The 17,719-nt window shown below is 37.7% G+C and carries 12 protein-coding genes; 6 read left to right on the top strand and 6 right to left on the bottom strand.

Translation table 11 applies throughout. The annotated features are described in order from the left end of the window. Positions 1-234: 234 nt before the first annotated feature. Entirely contained in the window at positions 235-1,086 is an 852-nt protein-coding gene (ispE, locus tag RU96_RS05030; protein WP_071864445.1) for a 4-(cytidine 5'-diphospho)-2-C-methyl-D-erythritol kinase, read from the bottom strand. A 226-nt stretch (positions 1,087-1,312) separates the two neighbouring features. Between ispE and RU96_RS05025 the strand changes: the two genes are divergently transcribed. After that, positions 1,313-1,720 carry an Hsp20/alpha crystallin family protein gene (locus RU96_RS05025; RefSeq protein ID WP_071864444.1) on the top strand — a complete coding sequence of 136 codons (408 nt, stop codon included), beginning with the start codon at positions 1,313-1,315 and terminating at the stop codon, positions 1,718-1,720. A gap of 145 nt (positions 1,721-1,865) precedes the next feature. Continuing rightward, positions 1,866-3,200 (top strand): dihydrolipoyl dehydrogenase family protein, encoded by a 1,335-nt coding sequence (locus RU96_RS05020; protein WP_071864443.1) that lies wholly within the window; start codon positions 1,866-1,868, stop codon positions 3,198-3,200. A gap of 237 nt (positions 3,201-3,437) precedes the next feature. On the opposite strand, the gene treP is transcribed toward RU96_RS05020, so the two are convergent. Continuing rightward, positions 3,438-5,441, bottom strand: coding sequence for a PTS system trehalose-specific EIIBC component (gene treP / locus RU96_RS05015; RefSeq protein WP_071864442.1), 2,004 nt, complete (start codon positions 5,439-5,441; stop codon positions 3,438-3,440). A gap of 308 nt (positions 5,442-5,749) precedes the next feature. Here treP and RU96_RS05010 point away from each other — a divergent pair, with 308 nt between their 5' ends. From RU96_RS05010 to treR, 3 genes are all read left to right on the top strand, one after another. Beyond that, on the top strand, positions 5,750-8,380 hold the full coding sequence (locus RU96_RS05010) for a glycoside hydrolase family 65 protein (RefSeq protein WP_071864441.1): 2,631 nt from the start codon (positions 5,750-5,752) through the stop codon (positions 8,378-8,380). Positions 8,381-8,455: 75 nt separating this feature from the next. Continuing rightward, positions 8,456-9,106 (top strand): beta-phosphoglucomutase, encoded by a 651-nt coding sequence (gene pgmB / locus RU96_RS05005; protein ID WP_071864440.1) that lies wholly within the window; start codon positions 8,456-8,458, stop codon positions 9,104-9,106. A gap of 120 nt (positions 9,107-9,226) precedes the next feature. After that, positions 9,227-9,943: a trehalose operon repressor gene (treR, locus tag RU96_RS05000; RefSeq protein ID WP_071864439.1), complete on the top strand. Its 717-nt coding sequence runs from the start codon at positions 9,227-9,229 to the stop codon at positions 9,941-9,943. Between the two features lie 96 nt (positions 9,944-10,039). On the opposite strand, the gene mprF is transcribed toward treR, so the two are convergent. Next, positions 10,040-12,607 (bottom strand): bifunctional lysylphosphatidylglycerol flippase/synthetase MprF, encoded by a 2,568-nt coding sequence (gene mprF / locus RU96_RS04995; RefSeq protein WP_071864438.1) that lies wholly within the window; start codon positions 12,605-12,607, stop codon positions 10,040-10,042. 279 nt (positions 12,608-12,886) lie between these two features. Between mprF and RU96_RS04990 the strand changes: the two genes are divergently transcribed. Further along, the gene (locus tag RU96_RS04990) at positions 12,887-14,161 is read left to right on the top strand and encodes a CapA family protein (protein ID WP_071864437.1); all 1,275 of its coding nucleotides are present in this window, start codon (positions 12,887-12,889) and stop codon (positions 14,159-14,161) included. A 213-nt stretch (positions 14,162-14,374) separates the two neighbouring features. On the opposite strand, the gene RU96_RS04985 is transcribed toward RU96_RS04990, so the two are convergent. From RU96_RS04985 to RU96_RS04975, 3 genes are read right to left on the bottom strand one after another with little or no spacing between them, the layout of a single operon-like run. Continuing rightward, positions 14,375-16,312: a collagen-binding domain-containing protein gene (locus RU96_RS04985; RefSeq protein WP_071864436.1), complete on the bottom strand. Its 1,938-nt coding sequence runs from the start codon at positions 16,310-16,312 to the stop codon at positions 14,375-14,377. Then, positions 16,309-16,692, bottom strand: coding sequence for a hypothetical protein (locus tag RU96_RS04980; protein WP_095006090.1), 384 nt, complete (start codon positions 16,690-16,692; stop codon positions 16,309-16,311). Before RU96_RS04980 ends, RU96_RS04985 begins: the two co-directional genes overlap by 4 nt. Beyond that, positions 16,664-17,698, bottom strand: coding sequence for a WxLIP family cell surface protein (locus RU96_RS04975; protein ID WP_071864434.1), 1,035 nt, complete (start codon positions 17,696-17,698; stop codon positions 16,664-16,666). Before RU96_RS04975 ends, RU96_RS04980 begins: the two co-directional genes overlap by 29 nt. Positions 17,699-17,719 lie beyond the last annotated feature (21 nt).

Genomic DNA, 17,719 nt, shown 5'->3' with positions numbered 1-17,719 from the left:
CTCATTTGTTCTATTTGATTATGATGTTATTCATAATGAACTCGTTAAAATAATGATACCTCAAAATCTTTTATTTCCAAAAGAAAAACATTAACTAGTTATTTATAATTCAACTTCACACTCATTAGACAGTGAAATTTTTTATAAAACAAGCAGATATTGAGTAAGTTTTTACTACTATCTATGATAAAAAAGTTTCAGTGAGATACTCTCACTGAAACTTTCACTCTGTTATTATCGTAATGTTCGTACCAAGTAAACCTCGTCACAAAAACCCTTTAACGCATTATAAATTCGTTGGGCGCGGGAATGTTTTTGACATAATGCAAAGCAAGTTGGACCACTGCCACTCATTAAAGCAACATCTGCACCATATTTCATCATGCGATCTTTGATTTGTTGAATGACTGGATGGCGCTCAATTGTAATATCTTCCAAACTATTGCCCATATTGGCAATCATCTGTTGGTAATCGCCTGCAGCAATTGCAGTACGCAAGGCAGCGATATTAGGATGATGGATCTTCGTAACATCCACTTTTGGAAAAACTGTGCGGGTTGAAACGCTAATGCGCGGTTTTACCAACACTACCCAACATGGCGGCATGGGTTTAATCGGAGCCACAATCTCACCTTTGCCTCCAACAAAAGAGGTGGTGCCATAAAGACAATAAGGAACATCCGTGCCAATTTTAACCCCAATTTCAACTAACGTATCATTACTTAATCCAAGATTCCAGAGTCGGTTCATTCCTCTAAGGGCCGCTGCCGTATCACTACTGCCACCACCTAGACCTGCTGCAACCGGTATTTGTTTTTGTATCGCAATTTTAACACCTTTTTGAATATTACAGCGTTCTTTTAATAATTGAGCTGCTTGATAAACATTGTTACGTCTATCCACCGGTAAAAAGGCTTTATTGGTTTCAACGATGATACGATCTTCTGGCAGCTCTTCTATTGTCAAACGGTCTGCTAAATCAACACTAGCCATGACCATCTCTAATTCATGATAGCCATCTGGGCGTTTGTATAAAACGTCTAAACCTAGGTTGATTTTTGCAGGTGCTTTTTCAATGATCTCCATCTTTCCACCTACCTTTCTCTTTTTGGCAATTTCCGCTAAAAATGCCACAATCGTTGTGTATTCTATCATAGCAGAAGATAATTGTATAGTTTAGGAAAAAACCTCTGAAAACGTTACTTTAGCGATATTTTTCTTTTTTCAAAGTATTTCTAAGACTATTCAAAATATTTGAAGAAAAATGAAGTTGGACCTACAATAGAAGTAGAAAAAGAAAGGTGTGATAAAAATGGCAGATTTATTCCCACGTAGTTTTTCTGATGGTGAAGAAATGATTGGACGTTTGATGAATAACTTCTGGCAAGATCGTTCCTTAGCCACTGATATTAAAGAATTTGACAGCTACTATGAAGTGAAAGCTGATCTTCCTGGCATTAGTAAAGAAGATATTAAAGTGACCTATGCAAATGATACTTTGACCATTCGTGCCAAACACACCGCCAACAATGAAGAAAAAGATGATGACGGTCACTATTTACGTCGCGAACGGACAAGTAGTACTTATGAACGTAGCTTTGCTATGAAAGATATTGATGAAGAAAATATTAAAGCGGCGTTTGATAATGGCGTGTTAACTTTAGAGTTACCAAAGAAAGTTGTCAAAGAAATTCATGGAAAAGATATTCCAATTGAATAAACTGACGGCTTTACTAAAAAAATGCTTACTGACGCTAAATGTCCGTAGTGAGTGTTCGATATAAGTGATATTTAATGGTAATAATGGCTGTGACAAGTCTGTTGTCACGGTCTTTTTTTAAATAAAAAAATAAAGGAGTGACACGATGGATTTTGATGTTTTATTTTTAGGTAGTGGTCAAGGTGCTTGGAATGGTGCAATTCCAATGGCAAAAGCAGGTCTAAAAGTTGGTGTAGTGGAAGAAGGTCTTTTTGGTGGTGTCTGTACAAATCGTGGTTGTAATGCCAAGATTACGCTTGATCGCCCAGTGGAAATTTTACGCCAAGTGGAGGAGTTAAAAGGACGCGGTTTTGATAGTCTTCCCACTTTGAATTGGCATGATTTAATGGCACACAAACATGAAGTTATCGATAGCTTAGCCCAAGGCAATAAGGACAAATTAGAAAATGCCGGCGTTCAAACAATTATCGGCCATGGTTCATTTATTGATAGTCATACAATCGCTGTAGCAGACAAAACGTATACTGCTGAAAAAATTGTTATCGTTAGTGGTCGCCTTCCCCATCGTTTGGATATTGTCGGTAGTGAATTATTTCATGATAGCACTGACTTTTTAGTAACAGAAGAGATGCCAGAGAAAATAACTTTTATTGGCGGAGGGTATGTCGCCATGGAATTTGCCACAATTGCGAATGCTTTTGGAAGTGATGTAACTGTTATTTTACGAGGAGAGAACATTCTTAAAGATTTCCATCAACCTTACGTCCAAGAAGTTGTTGCTGACTTGAAACGTCGCGGAGTAAAATTTCAAAAAAATATTACTTTAGAATCAGCGGAAAAAACCGAAAAAGGAATTGTTTTACATGGAAAAGAAGGCTATCAACATACTACTGACTATGTTTTAGATGCTACTGGTCGGCTACCACAAACCCAAAACATGAATTTTGAGGGTATCGGGTTAGATTTTGATCCAATCAAAGGAATTTTTGTCAATGAATTCTTAGAAACCAATGTCTCAGGTGTTTATGCTACCGGGGATGTATTAAATAAGACACAGCCTAAAATCACCCCAGTTGCTGCGTATGAATCCCAATATTTAGCCCGCTTATTTACGGGGATAACAAAAGAGCCAATTACTTACCCACCAATTGCTCAAAACGTCTTCACTTCTCCACGGATTGCAACAGTTGGAGTTACGCCAGCAGAAGCAAAAAAAACGCCGGAAAAATATAGCATTACTGCCGTTGATTACGCTCAAAAAGATTGGTTTCATCAAGTAGGAAATGATACCATTAATAAAATCACCTTTATTCACGATCAAGAAGGATACTTAGTCGGGGTAACAAATGTTGGTAACGATGCTGTCGAAACCATTAATGGTCTGTTAGATGTGATTAACGCCAAGATTAAGGCTCCAGACCAAGAAGAGCTCATTTATATCTTCCCAAGCATCGCCCATTCTTATATGAAATATATCTAAACGAAAAGCAAAATAAACGCGGGTAACTTGCTAGCGATAAGCTGACATTATATTAGATTGTCTTTCAAATTTCTTGAGATTTTAGCCTATTGCCGGCGAGAACTCGTTGATGAGGCTAGACAACCAGAAAAGCTGGATATAGTGACTAGTTCTTGAGAAAAATTTCAAAAATTAATCATTTAACTAAAAAACTAGTAACTCTGCTCGTTTTTTCCAGCAGAGTTACTAGTTTGCTTTTTATTCTACTACCTCAACTTCACCTATTTTGGTTTGTTGGGCGATTTCACCGGTTTTATTTAAAGTGAAACCGGCTATTTTTTCAGTGTTGGTGAAAGCGACCACGACATCTGTTTTTTTGCCTGCATCTAACACTTCATTTAAATCCATCAGTGATAAGAGGGTTTCTGGCGTAACGGAATCGCCAACTTTAACTTTTACATCAAATGGTGCGCCGTTTAATTCCACTGTGTCTAGACCCATGTGCACCAAGACTTCTGCACCAGCTGGCGTTGTAATGCCGATCGCATGTTTGGTTTCAAAAACACTCACGACTTTACCAGTTACAGGAGCATAAATTTCTTGGGCTTTTGGTTTAACCGCAAAGCCATCTCCCATCATTTTTTGTGAAAAAACAGGGTCAGATACTTGCCCGATTGCGATAACTTCACCTTCAACGGGCGCATAAATTTCTTCTTTTACCACCACACCTGGCGCATTGTCTGAAACACTTGCACCTTGTGTAGCATGTGTTACGCTAACAGCAGGGCCACCAGCTGTTGCCATTGCTAAGCCACTTTCATCTAATTGTGGTTCTAATTTATTTAAAACTTTCACTTTACGGAAAACATACGTCATAACAAACGTGATTACGATAGTGACGATCATGGAAATAAATACCATTGGATAATTTTCAATTTTAAATGATAAAAATCCAGGTAATCCGCCAACGCCAATACCTAACGCACGAGTATTGGTAATAGTAATTAACATACCGCCAATAGCTGAGCCGACCATAGCCGCAACAAATGGATAAACATATTTCAAATTAATCCCAAACATGGCAGGTTCTGTAACCCCAAGATATGCAGAAATTGTTGCTGGTACAGAAATTTGTTCTTCTTTTTTGTTACCGCGGTGTTGGAAGTAAATCGCTAATACAGCCGTACCTTGTGCGATATTTGAAAGCATGATCATTGGCCATAAGTTAGTAGAGCCAAAGTCAGCTACTAATTGTGAATCAATCGCTAAAGTCGTGTGATGCAGTCCGGTAATAACTAATGGTGCATACAAACCACCAAATACTAAACTGAATAACCAGCTAAATGATGAAGACAAGCCTGCGTTTACCACATAAGAAATGCCAGAACCAATTTTCCAACCAATTGGGCCTAAAATCATGTGAGCTGCTAAAATAGTTGGTAATAATGAAAATAACGGTACAAAGATCATTGAAACGGCTTCTGGAATGTGTTTTCTAAAGAAGCGTTCTAAATAAACTAACATAAAACCAGCTAACATTGCTGGAATCACTTGCGCTTGGTAACCAATTTTTTCAATAGTGAAAAAGCCAAAATCCCATGTCCAGTTTTGGGCAATATCTGCGGCACTGGTACCATTTACAGCATAAGCATTTAATAATTGCGGTGAAACCAAAGTAATCCCTAAAATAATCCCTAAAATTTGAGTGGTGCCCATTTTACGCGTAATGGACCAAGTAATCCCTACAGGTAAGAAGTGGAAAATCGCTTCACAAGGCAACCATAAGAAGCCGTTCACACCATTCCAAAAAACTGAAGATTCCGTAATCGTTTGCCCACCTAACATATCAAGTGGTACACCTTCTAAAAAGTTACGAAGACCTAACATCAAACCACCGACGATAATCGCTGGTAATAACGGGGTAAAGATTTCTGCTAAAACACCGATTAAACGTTGGGCCAGATTTTGATTTTGTTTAGCGACAGCTTTACTTGCTTCTTTTGAAACACCTGAAATACCCGATACTGCCGAAAAGTCATTATAAAAATCAGGCACTTCATTGCCAATAATCACTTGAAATTGACCGGCATTGGTAAATGTTCCTTTGACACTAGGTAAATCTTCAATGGCAGATACATTTGCTTTACTGTCATCGTTTAAAACAAAGCGCATCCGTGTAACACAGTGGGTAACTGCGGCGATATTTTCTTTACCGCCTAAATCTTTCAACAATTGTTCAGCATCTTGTTGGAATTTCCCCATTGTTAAAACCCCTTTCATTTTTTTAAAACTTGTATATATAAGTTCATCAACTGTCTATATCATACCTTGGCAACAATTTTTTTGCAAGCGTTTTATTAATAAGAAATAGCATTTTCTCATTTTTAAAAAAATAACTACCTTATTTAAATCGCGTCATTATCGCACGTATAAAAATGCTAAATTTTTTTATTTTAATAACCTCCATAATTATCATTATATTTTAAAATTACTTTCCACACTTGAAATCGTTATCAACATATCTTATAATTATATTGCATGTATAGACAAGTTAAAGAGAGGAGCATTTTATGAAACTGGCAAAGATAAATACACAAACTGCTGATTGGCAGTTAGAATTACCCACAGAGAATTTAACCTTTACAGGCGCTCCGGCAGAAAAAGCACAACAATTGTTAGACACTTTAGCAAATACTGCGATTGCAGGAGGCATTCTGACTGGAGAGGAGGTTTTACTCGCGCAACCTGAAGGGATTTTTGAATTAAGCCAATGGCTAACTGAAAAACTTAACCTACCCTTTGTGCCCGCCACTGAAGACTTCAAAACCGCAGCAGAAAATTTAAAATGGCAAGTTACCTATCACGGCTATCGCCCGGGTAAAGACGAGTATTCCGTTGAATCTCTTTTAACTGTGGGCAATGGATTCATGGGTTTAAGAGGAACCATGCCCGAAATGGAAATCAGCGATGATCACTACCCAGCTACTTATTTGGCTAGTCTTTATAATACTGCTGCATCTGTTGTTTCTGACCAGACAATTTACAACGAGGATTTTGTCAATGCACCCAATTTGCAAAAAATTTATTTAATTGTCGATGATGAAAAAATTGCTTTTGAAAAAGAGCAAATAAAAAAATTGACCCGCACACTTCACTTAAAAACGGGCTTATTTCATGCAAATGCGATCGTTACCACCAAAACAGGAAAAGAAATTGCTATTACCGTTAAAAAGATTGCCAATATGCAACAGACTGAACAATATAGTCTGCAATATGCTTTTATGCCTTTGAACTTTTCGGGTACTATTACGCTTGTTTCAGAAGCAGATGGAGATGTTTACAACTACAATGTGGCTCGCTATCGTAGTTTGACAAAAAATCATTTGGATATTGTCAATTTAGAAGCTAAGGCAACAAAAGCACTCTTAGTCGCGAAGACTAAAGCTTCACAAATTACCGTCACGCAATATTCTGAACTTTTTAGTCAAAATATTGATTTAACGCAATTAGAAAATACGCTAGCAGAAAAAGTTGTGCGTCAAAAATTGACCATTTCGGCTAAAGAAAATACTTGGTATACCCTAGACAAAACCGTCAGTGTTGCCCAAAGACGCAAAGAAGAAGCGCCCCTTCACATCGATTTAGATCAGGTGTCTTTACCAGCGTTTGAAAAAAGTGCAGCAGAATCTGCTGCTGCTTGGCAAATTTTGTGGGATAAAGCAGCGATTACCGTTACCGGAGATTTAATGAGTCAAAAGTTATTAAATCTTCATACCTATCACCTTTTATCTTCTGCTTCGCCAAATGGCAATAAAGGGCTTGATGCTTCTATTACCGCTCGTGGCTTACATGGAGAAGCTTATCGTGGCCATATTTTTTGGGATGAATTATTTATTTTACCTTTTTACATTATTCATTTTCCTAAAACGGCGCGGGAGATTTTATTGTACCGCTATCGTCGGTTACCAGCAGCTAAGATTGATGCCAAAAAAGCCGGCTATAAAGGGGCAATGTTCCCTTGGCAATCAGGCTTAGATGGTACCGAGCAATCACAAGAGCTGCATTTAAATCCGATTAGCGGCAAATGGAAAGAAGATCACAGTCGCCTGCAACGCCATGTTTCTTTAGCGATTGCTTATAATATTTGGCAGTATTTTAACAATGCACAAGACGAAGACTTCATGAAACAATATGGGTTAGAACTATTGTTAGAAATCGCGCATTTTTGGGAAAGTGCTACTCAGTGGGATGAAACATTGCAACGTTACACAATTGATCATGTGATGGGGCCAGATGAATTTCACGAAAGCTACCCTAATGCCAAAAAAGGCGGTTTGAAAAATAACGCCTATACCAACATGATGGTCGTGTGGTTATTTGAAGAAATTGAACGTCTGCAAGAACTTTTACCAACCGATTTTCTAGCTGCGGTGGAAAAAACTGGCTTAACTACAGAGACATTGGAAAAAATGGCTACAATCAAAAATAAATTAGCTTTAGAAATCAACGATGAAGGCATTATCGCGCAATTTGCCGGTTATTTTGACTTAAAAGATTTGGATTGGGACTATTACAAAGAAAAATACGGCAATGTTTACCGGATGGATCGCATTTTGAACGCTGAAGGACGTTCTGCTGATGAATATCAAGTTGCCAAACAAGCCGATAGTTTAATGATTTTCTACAACTTTCCCCAACAGAAAGTCAACGAAATCTTACAAGACTTAAACTATAATCTACCAAAAGACTATGTAACAAAAAACTTGGCTTACTATCTTGCCCGCACGTCTCATGGTTCGACTTTATCTCGAGTCGTCCATGCTCAACTAGCTGCCATGGTAGACGATCAAGATTTGGCTTGGCAATTATATCAAGAAGCACTTTACTCAGATTATCGCGATATTCAAGGGGGAACAACTGCAGAAGGCATCCACGCTGGGGTCATGGCAGCTACACTTTACATTCCATTGACCACTTTTGCCGGTTTGGATATTCGCCAAGAAGTCTTAAACTTAACCCCAAATTTACCAAAAGCTTGGACGTCTCTAGCCTATAAACTAAAAATTCGGGGAGTTCACTTTGATATTGCTCTAACCCACAACGATATTACAATCACCGCTGATGAAACGATTACGATTCAAGTTTGTGGTAAACCTGTTACACTAAAAGCAGGCAGTAAAACAATTGTACCTTATAAGTAAGGTACGCTAGATAAAATGAAGAAAAGCGAGTATTTGCTCTGCTTTTAGATAAAAAAGGAAATGAGGAAAAAGTTTATGAAAAAAGGTTTTATCTTTGATTTAGATGGTGTTATTACCGATACTGCGAAGTATCATTTTATCGCTTGGCGTAATTTAGGCGCGAAGATTGGCGTCGATGTTGATTTAAAATTCAACGAACAATTAAAAGGCATTAGTCGCATGGATTCCCTTGATCGAATTTTGGCTCATGGTGGTAAAGAAAACGACTTTACGCTAGAAGAAAAAGAAGCATTAGCCGCGCAAAAAAATGATGAGTATGTAACATTATTACAATCCCTAACCCCTGCTGATTTATTACCTGGTGTGAAAGAATTTTTAGACCAAGCAAATACAAAAGGCGTTCCTTGCGCGATTGCCTCAGCTTCAAAGAATGCTCCTTTTATCTTAGAAAAATTAGGCGTTAAAGATCAATTTGCTGGTATCGTCGATCCCGCAACGTTACACAAAGGTAAGCCCGATCCTGAAATCTTTACTAAAGCCGCGGAACTTTTAAATATTAAACCAGAAGAAGCTGTCGGTTTTGAAGATGCCCAAGCTGGAATTGATGGCATTAAAGCTTGCCACATGTTTGCAGTCGGTGTTTTATCTGGTGAACCATTACATGGCGCAGATATGACTTGCCATGAATTAACCGAACTGAACATGGACGAATTGTTACAAAAGTAGCCATAAAAACACCACTATTTGTACGCTTCACAATGATATACGTCAAAATAGCGGAATTTCACCAAAGAAAGTTGCTTTTTAGCAAAATGATTTCTACAATGAGGACTGGGAGGGGACGTAATGAATAAATTTCGGGAGATTTTTTTAGACTTGGAACAAAAGATTCTAAATGGCGAGTATCCCCCACAATCATTGTTACCAAGTGAAAATCAACTGATAAAGGTATACAATGTCTCACGGGAAACCGTCCGCAAAGCGTTGAATTTATTAAAAGACGCAGGTTACATTCAAAAAAAACAAGGCAAAGGTTCTATCGTCTTAGATATTAATCGATTTGATTTTCCTATTTCTGGTCTAACCAGTTTTAAAGAATTACAAGAAGCACAACATATCCCCAATGAAACCAAAGTAGTAGAACTAAAAAAAGTCGCAGTCTCGCCCAGCCTCAGTCAAAAAACCGACTGGCCGGTAGCAAGTGAAGCTTGGAAATTGGTCCGTCAGCGTAAAATTGATGGTGAAGTGGCTATTTTAGACCGTGACTATCTGGCTTTAAACATTATTCCTGAGCTACCTATAAAAAAAGCAGAAGATTCGCTTTATGGCTATTTGGAAAATGATTTGGGTTTAGGTATTGCTTATGCCCAAAAAGAAATTACCGTAGAGCCCGTTGATAAAGAAATCAGAGAATTAATGGAATTGTCCTTAGAAGACCAACACGCTGTTTTTGTCCGTAGTTTAGTCTTTTTGGAAGATACCCGCTGTTTTGAATACACGGAATCTATCCACAAATTAGACAAATTCCGTTTCTTAGAATTTGCCCGTCGACGTAAGGCCTAAATTTAAAAAGCGTAACAACTCACCAGACTGCTTCAAAAAGCTTTAGATAAACGCTAGAGCTTTTTGAAGGCCTTACTATCAGTTGTTACGCTTTTTTTATTCTTCTAAAATGACTTCTTCTACTAGGGTTGGCCCTTTATTTTTTCCGCGGCCAATTAGACGGAGCAGTTGGGCTGCAGCCAGATAAAAGCTACTTCCTTTCAAATAAGCAAAATAACACCCTTCCCACTGTGTCACATACTTTTGTTTTCCACTGAAGTTATCTTGGAAATTATAAATTGCATTGCCATAATTATAAATGATATTCATCATTCTCTCTTCTAAAAAGGCAAATGGACCTTCGCCAACTTGAGCTAGTGGTACCATGCCCAGATCAACTTTTTTATATCCTTCTGCTTCCCAGCTAGCTAGCATTCCCAAAACCAAAAAGTTCGCCAACTCTTTAGGTGCTTGCGGTAAAATACGCAATAAATCATACGAAACCCACTCGCTAGAAATCGCCTGTTGGGTAATAAAGCCCACAATTTGTTTTTCATGATTAAAGGCGACTGCCACCGGACTTTTTTGTAAATAGTCTGCTTCAAAACGGCCGTTACCAAAATATTTTTCACCTTCGCCGTTTAACCAAGCTGTTGAGACTGTAGCTAATTGTGGTAGCAGTTCTGCCGGTACTGTTTCGTATTTTTTAAAAGTATAGCCTTGAATACTTAATTTACGATAAACTTCTTGTTGCAAATAATCCGATTTGCCTAAATACGCTGTCCCTGTTTCGCCAATTTTAGCAAATTGGAACCCGAGGTCATGAAGTTTTACCACAAATTTTTCACTAATTTTGTAAAAAGCCAGTTGATAACCTTGTTTATCCGCGGCGACCATAAAGTCTTGGGTCGCTTTTTGCCAAAGAGTTTTATCCCCAATCGGATCACCTAAAATAAAACAACGATTACTTTTTATTTGATAACCAAAAACTACCCGATCTTGTCCATTCACTTGATAATAATAATAGCGGTAACCGGAAAGTTCCAACCGTTGACTAGACTTCGTACCGCCGTAACGTCTGAGGAGATTTTCAAAACGAGTCTCATCAAACGCTTCTCCTAAAGTTGTAGTACTTCGGCTCAAATACTGCTGTAAAGATAACAATGTCAATACACCGACAGCTAAACCAATCATCCCTGAAATCCAAACATCATCAGAAGGGAATAAGACAAATTGACCACCCATTAGGTTGGTATTCCACCACTGTCCACTATGAAACCCTGCCACTGCATAAGCAATCAGTAACGTCCCAAATAATGCAACATCAAAAATAACCGCACCCCAAGAATAGACGAATTTTTCCCGATAGAACTCTTTGCGGGCTAACCAAACAGCCAGTAAGATTAAACAATAAACAATCATCAACTGTATAGAGCGGGTGCGAGAAATCGTATTAACAATCCCAAAAATCAAGACGACTAAAGTAGGCAAATAAGCTTTTTTCACTTTGCTATATAAGCCTCTGGCAAGGCCTAATAAGACAAAGCCGATTAATAAATTCAACGTCTGATCTAAAAAATTAAAAGAAAACGGCAGTAAAAATTCAAAAATTTTACTCAGGTTGGATAAATTGGTGACTGTTGAAAGCAACACCATCATAATACCTGCAAAATAAACTGCCACCACCACGATAATATGGGCAATACGCTGCAATATTAGGCGAGGTAAATTATTAAAGAAGCGATTGAGTTTTACTCCTGTTTGGGAAACAAATAAGATTAAACCACTTAAAAAAGGCAGTAAATAATAAAAGAGCCGGTAATACAACAACCAGACTACCGTTTGATTTTGAGATAAACCTAACTGTCCTAGCCCCAAAATCATTAACACATCAAACGTCCCCATCCCACCAGGAACCATCGTCAGCATCCCAATTAAAGTCGCAATCAAAAACATCGGATAGACTTCAGCTAAAGATACATCTAATTGCATCAAATACCCGATACCTAAAAAAACAGCCAGTGCCCCTGCCCATTGACAAAATGAAGTCAGTGCCAGTTGTATCACACGCAAGGGAAAAAGATCATGAAACAATTTTTTACGTCGCAAATACGTCAACGTAAAGAGTGCCGGTGCGTATAAACTCCCCCCCACCAGCCAAATCCAATAATTACGAAAATGACTAGTATGATGAAGTAAAAAAATATCCACCAGTAACCACAACGACCAAATCGATAAGCCACTAAACATGAAAAAGGCGACCTTTGAAACAGTGGCTAAAACTTTTTTGCGATCAAAACCTTTACCATAAAAATTACTCCGCAAACTCGCTCCGACAATGCCACCAAAGCCAGCTAGATTATTAATCGTATTGGTCGTCCAAGCGGCAATAAACCAACTCCCTCGCGGCATTTTTTTTCGCCCAGCTTCTTCTAAGACGTTAATTGTTACCCAGTCATAGCCAAGCATCGGTAAAACCCCGACAAAGCCTAATAAAGCCATTAAAACCAAGGTAGTATTGGCTTGTTTTGCCATCGTTTGTCCCACCTGCGCCCAACTCATACCGTGGGCAATATTCGCGACTTGATTGGCGACAAATATTAAAATAGAGCCAAAGAAAATTAAACGTAATAAAAGACTATGGTTTTTTAACCAGCTCATCAACTGCTTTAGTTTCTCTTTCATAAAGTTTCTCCTATCTTTACTACCAAGCCAGCCTATTCACTGCTTTTAGTATGTACTAAACGAGTGATTTTATTTCACGCGTTTTTCAATTGTTGATTTTAACTTATTTCTTTAGTTTTATGGTAGCCTAAATAACGTTTTTTTACCAACTATGTTACGGGAAAGTGAAAGTTGATATTTTTTCTTTATTCTGCTTTTCCCTATATTCGACTATCTTTTCTTACGCTAAGAAAGTAAAATGAGAGTAGCGTAATCTACATTTATTTTCAGGAGGTCATGATGAGAAAAGAACAGCTACAAAAAAGAAAAGCCCAACAAGCCGCGCAAACACGTCAATTTGTTATCATTATGAGTTTACTTTTTGCAGCTCTTGTTGCCAGTCTACTGTTAAGTGTCTTTGTAATTCAACCCACACCAAAAAATCAAGAACAGCAGACAAACACTGTACATAAAACAAAAAACGATAAAGAAGCTAAAACGAAAGCTAAAAAGACAAAACACGCCACCATTACAGCAAGTGGTGATATGCTCTATCACGATATTGTGTATCGCAGTGCCGAAGATGGGCAAGGTTACGACTTTAAAAATGATTACGCACAAATTTCACCTTTATTAAAAAAAGCCGACTTGTCTTTAGGGGATTTTGAAGGCACAATCAACCCTGAGCGTGAATTATCTGGCTATCCAATGTTCAACGCCCCCACCGCTGCGGCTGACGCTATTAAAGCAGCTGGTTTTGACGTCATTGATTTAGCCCATAACCATATTTTAGACACTGGTTTAGAAGGACTTCATTCCACCGTTGCCGCTTTTCAAAATATCGGATTGGACACAATCGGTGTGAAGACCGACACCACCGAAGATATTTTAGTCAAAGAAGTAAATGGGATAAAAATTGCTTTATTGGCTTACGCTTATGGGTTTAATGGCATGGAAGCGACAATTACCGAAACAGAATATGAGAATCATTTGAAAGACTTAAATATGGAAAAAGTCGCCAAAGATTTGAAAAAAGCCGAAAAAATTGCCGATATCACGATCGTCATGCCACAAGATGGCGTGGAATATGCCTTAGAGCCAAACGAAGAACAACAAACAAAATACCGCCAAATGATTGATTTGGGTGCAGATATTATCTTTGGAGGGCATCCCCACGTGGCAGAACCCACCGAAACAATCAAAAAAGATGGCGAAAATAAATTTATCATTTATTCCATGGGTAATTTACTCTCAAATCAACGCTATGAATCCGTAGAGAATTACTGGACAGAGCGGGGCGTCATTATGGAAGTGGCCATAAAAAAAGCAAATGATAAAACTACAATTGAAAAAGTCATCGCCCACCCCACTTGGGTAGATAGAGAACCGATTGCCGGCCGCAGTTACCAAGATGCTATCTACGGCACTGTCCAATCTCAAGATTACCAAGTATTCTTAGCCGAAAACTATCTCCCCGGTGGTAAATACGCCAAATCCGTCCCTGAAACAAAACGCAAACGGATTGAAACTGCGTATCATGAAATGAATGACTTGTTAAAGATTGATTGGAAGTAGAATCTTTATACTTTCTTTCCCGTCTAAAAGTAATTGCAGGCTAAAACCAACTGTCTTTTTAAACATATTTTTAAATTTCATTGCTATAAAAGACAAAAACCTCGTAGAAAATTTTTCCTATTCTTAGCAGTTAGTAGACTAGCTTTTAAGGATAGGAGAATTCTACGAGGTTTTTTATGTTAATAAGGGTGGGATAGGAACATAAACCAACTTCTAATTTGGCACATCTGATAATGTCCAAGTCAGTTGCCCTTGATATGTGCCCTCTTTTGCTTTGGTCACATCTGAATCTAACGCTAGAAAAGATTTATCTTTATCAATTTTATATTCTTTCGTACCAGTACCAAGTAAAGGACTAGTTGATGTTAAGGAATTACTTTCATTTAAACCCAAAGTGATACTACCATTAATCGTTGATTCTTTAGCTGTATCACCTTTTAAATTGAAACCACCCACAGCTAGCGCCAATTTCCAGTTACCATTTATCCGAGTGTCTGTCACTTGTATAACCCCAGCGTTTGTCCCATCTGATGGCAAGGAATTATCACTTATGTCAAAACCGTCTAGTTTAAGTTGACTAGTGTTTGACTCTAGTTTAATAGTGCCAAATTTTAAATTAGGTATTTGAGAAAGTTCAAGGGTTCCTGAAATTATTACATGAGTCCTAGCGGTGGGATAGTTGATTTTACCCTTTTCATCATAATAATACGTATATTCAATAGTAAAATCACCAGGTTTACTTGTATCAATTGAATCAACTGTTTTTCCTGTAATGTTATCATAATAAGTTACACTTACTTTTTCTAGTTCTTGCTTAAAATTAGCTTTTTCTGTTTCACTAGTGGCATCACGTGTGAAAGTTTGGCCGTCATGGTTCGTAATGGTTTTGACAAAACTTTTGGCGACATCATCAATGGAAGTATTCAAAAGAAGATTTTTACTGATTTCAGCAGTAATACTGGCTTTTTCCAAGCTACCACTATCGCCAAAACCAAACTGCCAAAAAGTTCCCCCATCAAGTTTTTGGTTTGTGGTAACACTGGCATGAGGAGCCATGACTTTACCTTTAAAATTTGTAGTATTGTTAATCTTTGTTGCTGTAGGAAAATTCCAAATGATGTTGTCTGGATTATTTGTAAGTCCGCCACTAATATTTATCTTACCGGTATTATTGGTTACGTTTACGACAACTGTATCTGAATCTTTAGTAAAATCTGAAAAGTCGATTGAACCTGGAAATTGCTCTGAGCCGTTCAAATCCAAGTTATAAACATAAGTATGCGGTTGACCTGTTACGGCATGGTTATCTAATCGTTTAATAATTATATTACCAGAAACTATTGAATCACCTTTACCTTTACCTAATTGTTGCAAATAGGCTGATTGATTATTATTAGCAGCAGTAAAATCCCGAATCTCTAAACCCGCATTGTTTAAAACGGTGCCGAAATTTTTAAGCTTTCCAGTCAAACCTTTAATGACACCTTTACCTGTTGGACGATCCCCATTGTCAGAACTTTGGTCGTGAAGTTGGTAGTTCGAGTAGATTCCTTTGTCCTGAGTATTTTTAAATTCGATTGTGTTACTATCTCCAACATACAAAGGACCGTTAACAATCGAACCATAGTTTGCTGTTTTAGAATCTTGAATTGTAGCACTAGCGCCATTGATACTTAGACCACCATTAATAACTGCTATTGATCCTGTAAAGCCGTAATTGACAATTTGTACACCGCCAATGGAAAATATATCATACGTGTTCAGCCAGTCTTGGATCTCCGCAACACTCTGAAAATTGTTCTCACTAAAACGTTTCGTTCGGGCTAAAAAATCAGTGCTTAGTTCAGCTGTCTTTTCTGTGGAGCTGGTTGTTTCCCCACTGCTAGTAGTTGTAGTTTCTGTATTCGTTGTTGCTTGATTACTTGTACCAGTACTACTAGCGGTAGTTTCATTGGTACTGGCTACTGTGTCTGTCTGACTAGTTGCTGTCAACTGTGCAGCAGGCCTTATTTCGCTATTTGCAGTTGCAGAATTTTCAGTTGTAGCAGTTGCATCGGTGCTACTCGTCTGTTCTTGTTCACTGGCAAAGGCAACAAAAGGAGATTGCAAGAATAAACCTAAAATTAAACTCAACGAAATAATTTTTTTCATATATTATGCTTCCTTTCACCTTGTTGCGACTCTTTTTTACGCCAAAATAATAAAATCAATAAAATACCAAATAAGACTATCTCACAGCCAATAATACTCAAAAAAAGTTTTTTTTGAAAACCAAGTTTGGGTAGTAAAGCCGTTGTTGTCTGTGTTGGCACACCAATTAGATAGTTTTGTTTGCCATTGGGAACCGTAATTGGTAGGTTAGGTCCTTTTTGATTATCAATAACGGTAAAAGATACGTGACTTGTATTCTTTTGGGCAAAAGTTTCCATGGTAAATCCCCGCACTGCCCCGACAAAAATCGCTAGGGTTAATAAAAAAATGCCTATTCTCTTTTGTCTCTTTTTATTTTTCACCATCTTTATCTTGTCCATCTTCTCTCCGTCTCCGCCCTAAAATAAAGGCCAAAATCACTAAGATTAAAACAAGCAGAACAGCAATTAAAATGTATAACCACAAATAATTTTTCTCAGGCAGGCCAACTGCTTCTTCATTGATTTTTTGTAAACCTTCATCGGCAATCGTAAAGTCTTGTTCAAACTTCCATTCTTTTTTACCCGAAGTAGCAACTAAACTTAAATGATACTCGCCAGCTTCAATTGGTTGGTTTTCCCAATCAATCGCAAAATCATAATTGGAGTTTGGTGCCATTTCTTGATTTTCTTTTTTAGTCGCTTTATAAACTTTATCACTACCTTTTTGATAGATCTTAGCATCGACTGTCATTTCGCCAAAAGCTTGTGGCTTAATATTTTGCAAGTTAGCAAAAACAGCAGTGCGACTATTATCAAGTCCAGGTTTAATCGTATTCAGCTGCAATTCTGGCTCAACTTTTGTTTTTAAATCTTCCCGTAAGGCAACCCCTAAAACTAGCGCATAGCGATTATTTATGCGCAGTCCACTACTTTCTTGGTTGTCATCTTCTCCTTGTCTTAACGCATAAAAGCCCCCTAAAATCATTCCTTTAAATGAAGTTTTAGGCACATTCAATGTAAAGGTAACGTTTTTGACTTCTTTTGCTTTCAAGGTTATCTCTTGTGGCTTAGAAAAAAGTTCAGGAATCGTGTATTGCGCCGTATTATCTTTAGGATAATCGTATTGTGAATATTCAATTACACCATTTTTGTTAGTAAAAGCGGGATTTGGTGAAACTTTTAATTTCATCGCTTCATTTTCCAAATTAGCAAATTTAATCGTTAAATCTTGTTTGTCCCCGGGTTTTACTTGCAGATCAAAATACGTACTGTTACTAACTTGATTGTCTGGAATCGCTGCCTCCATGGTAAAACCTGCACCCTCATCAGCGTGCACCTGTAGTGGGAGCATAAAAAGGGTAACCAGCATTACCAAGCCTAATAAAACAATTTTATTTTTCTTCATTAAATCTCAACATCCTTTTTT

Origin of the sequence: Enterococcus canintestini, assembly GCF_001885735.1 — a bacterium.
Taxonomy (GTDB): domain Bacteria; phylum Bacillota; class Bacilli; order Lactobacillales; family Enterococcaceae; genus Enterococcus_C; species Enterococcus_C canintestini.
This window is presented reverse-complemented; position numbering and strand designations above follow the sequence as displayed.

Coding starts and splice junctions, on each gene's coding strand:
- ispE (WP_071864445.1), bottom strand. CDS start 1,086: ATGGAGATCATTGAAAAAGCACCTGCAAAAATCAACCTAGGTTTAGAC.
- RU96_RS05025 (WP_071864444.1), top strand. CDS start 1,313: ATGGCAGATTTATTCCCACGTAGTTTTTCTGATGGTGAAGAAATGATT.
- RU96_RS05020 (WP_071864443.1), top strand. CDS start 1,866: ATGGATTTTGATGTTTTATTTTTAGGTAGTGGTCAAGGTGCTTGGAAT.
- treP (WP_071864442.1), bottom strand. CDS start 5,441: ATGGGGAAATTCCAACAAGATGCTGAACAATTGTTGAAAGATTTAGGC.
- RU96_RS05010 (WP_071864441.1), top strand. CDS start 5,750: ATGAAACTGGCAAAGATAAATACACAAACTGCTGATTGGCAGTTAGAA.
- pgmB (WP_071864440.1), top strand. CDS start 8,456: ATGAAAAAAGGTTTTATCTTTGATTTAGATGGTGTTATTACCGATACT.
- treR (WP_071864439.1), top strand. CDS start 9,227: ATGAATAAATTTCGGGAGATTTTTTTAGACTTGGAACAAAAGATTCTA.
- mprF (WP_071864438.1), bottom strand. CDS start 12,607: ATGAAAGAGAAACTAAAGCAGTTGATGAGCTGGTTAAAAAACCATAGT.
- RU96_RS04990 (WP_071864437.1), top strand. CDS start 12,887: ATGAGAAAAGAACAGCTACAAAAAAGAAAAGCCCAACAAGCCGCGCAA.
- RU96_RS04985 (WP_071864436.1), bottom strand. CDS start 16,312: ATGAAAAAAATTATTTCGTTGAGTTTAATTTTAGGTTTATTCTTGCAA.
- RU96_RS04980 (WP_095006090.1), bottom strand. CDS start 16,692: ATGGACAAGATAAAGATGGTGAAAAATAAAAAGAGACAAAAGAGAATA.
- RU96_RS04975 (WP_071864434.1), bottom strand. CDS start 17,698: ATGAAGAAAAATAAAATTGTTTTATTAGGCTTGGTAATGCTGGTTACC.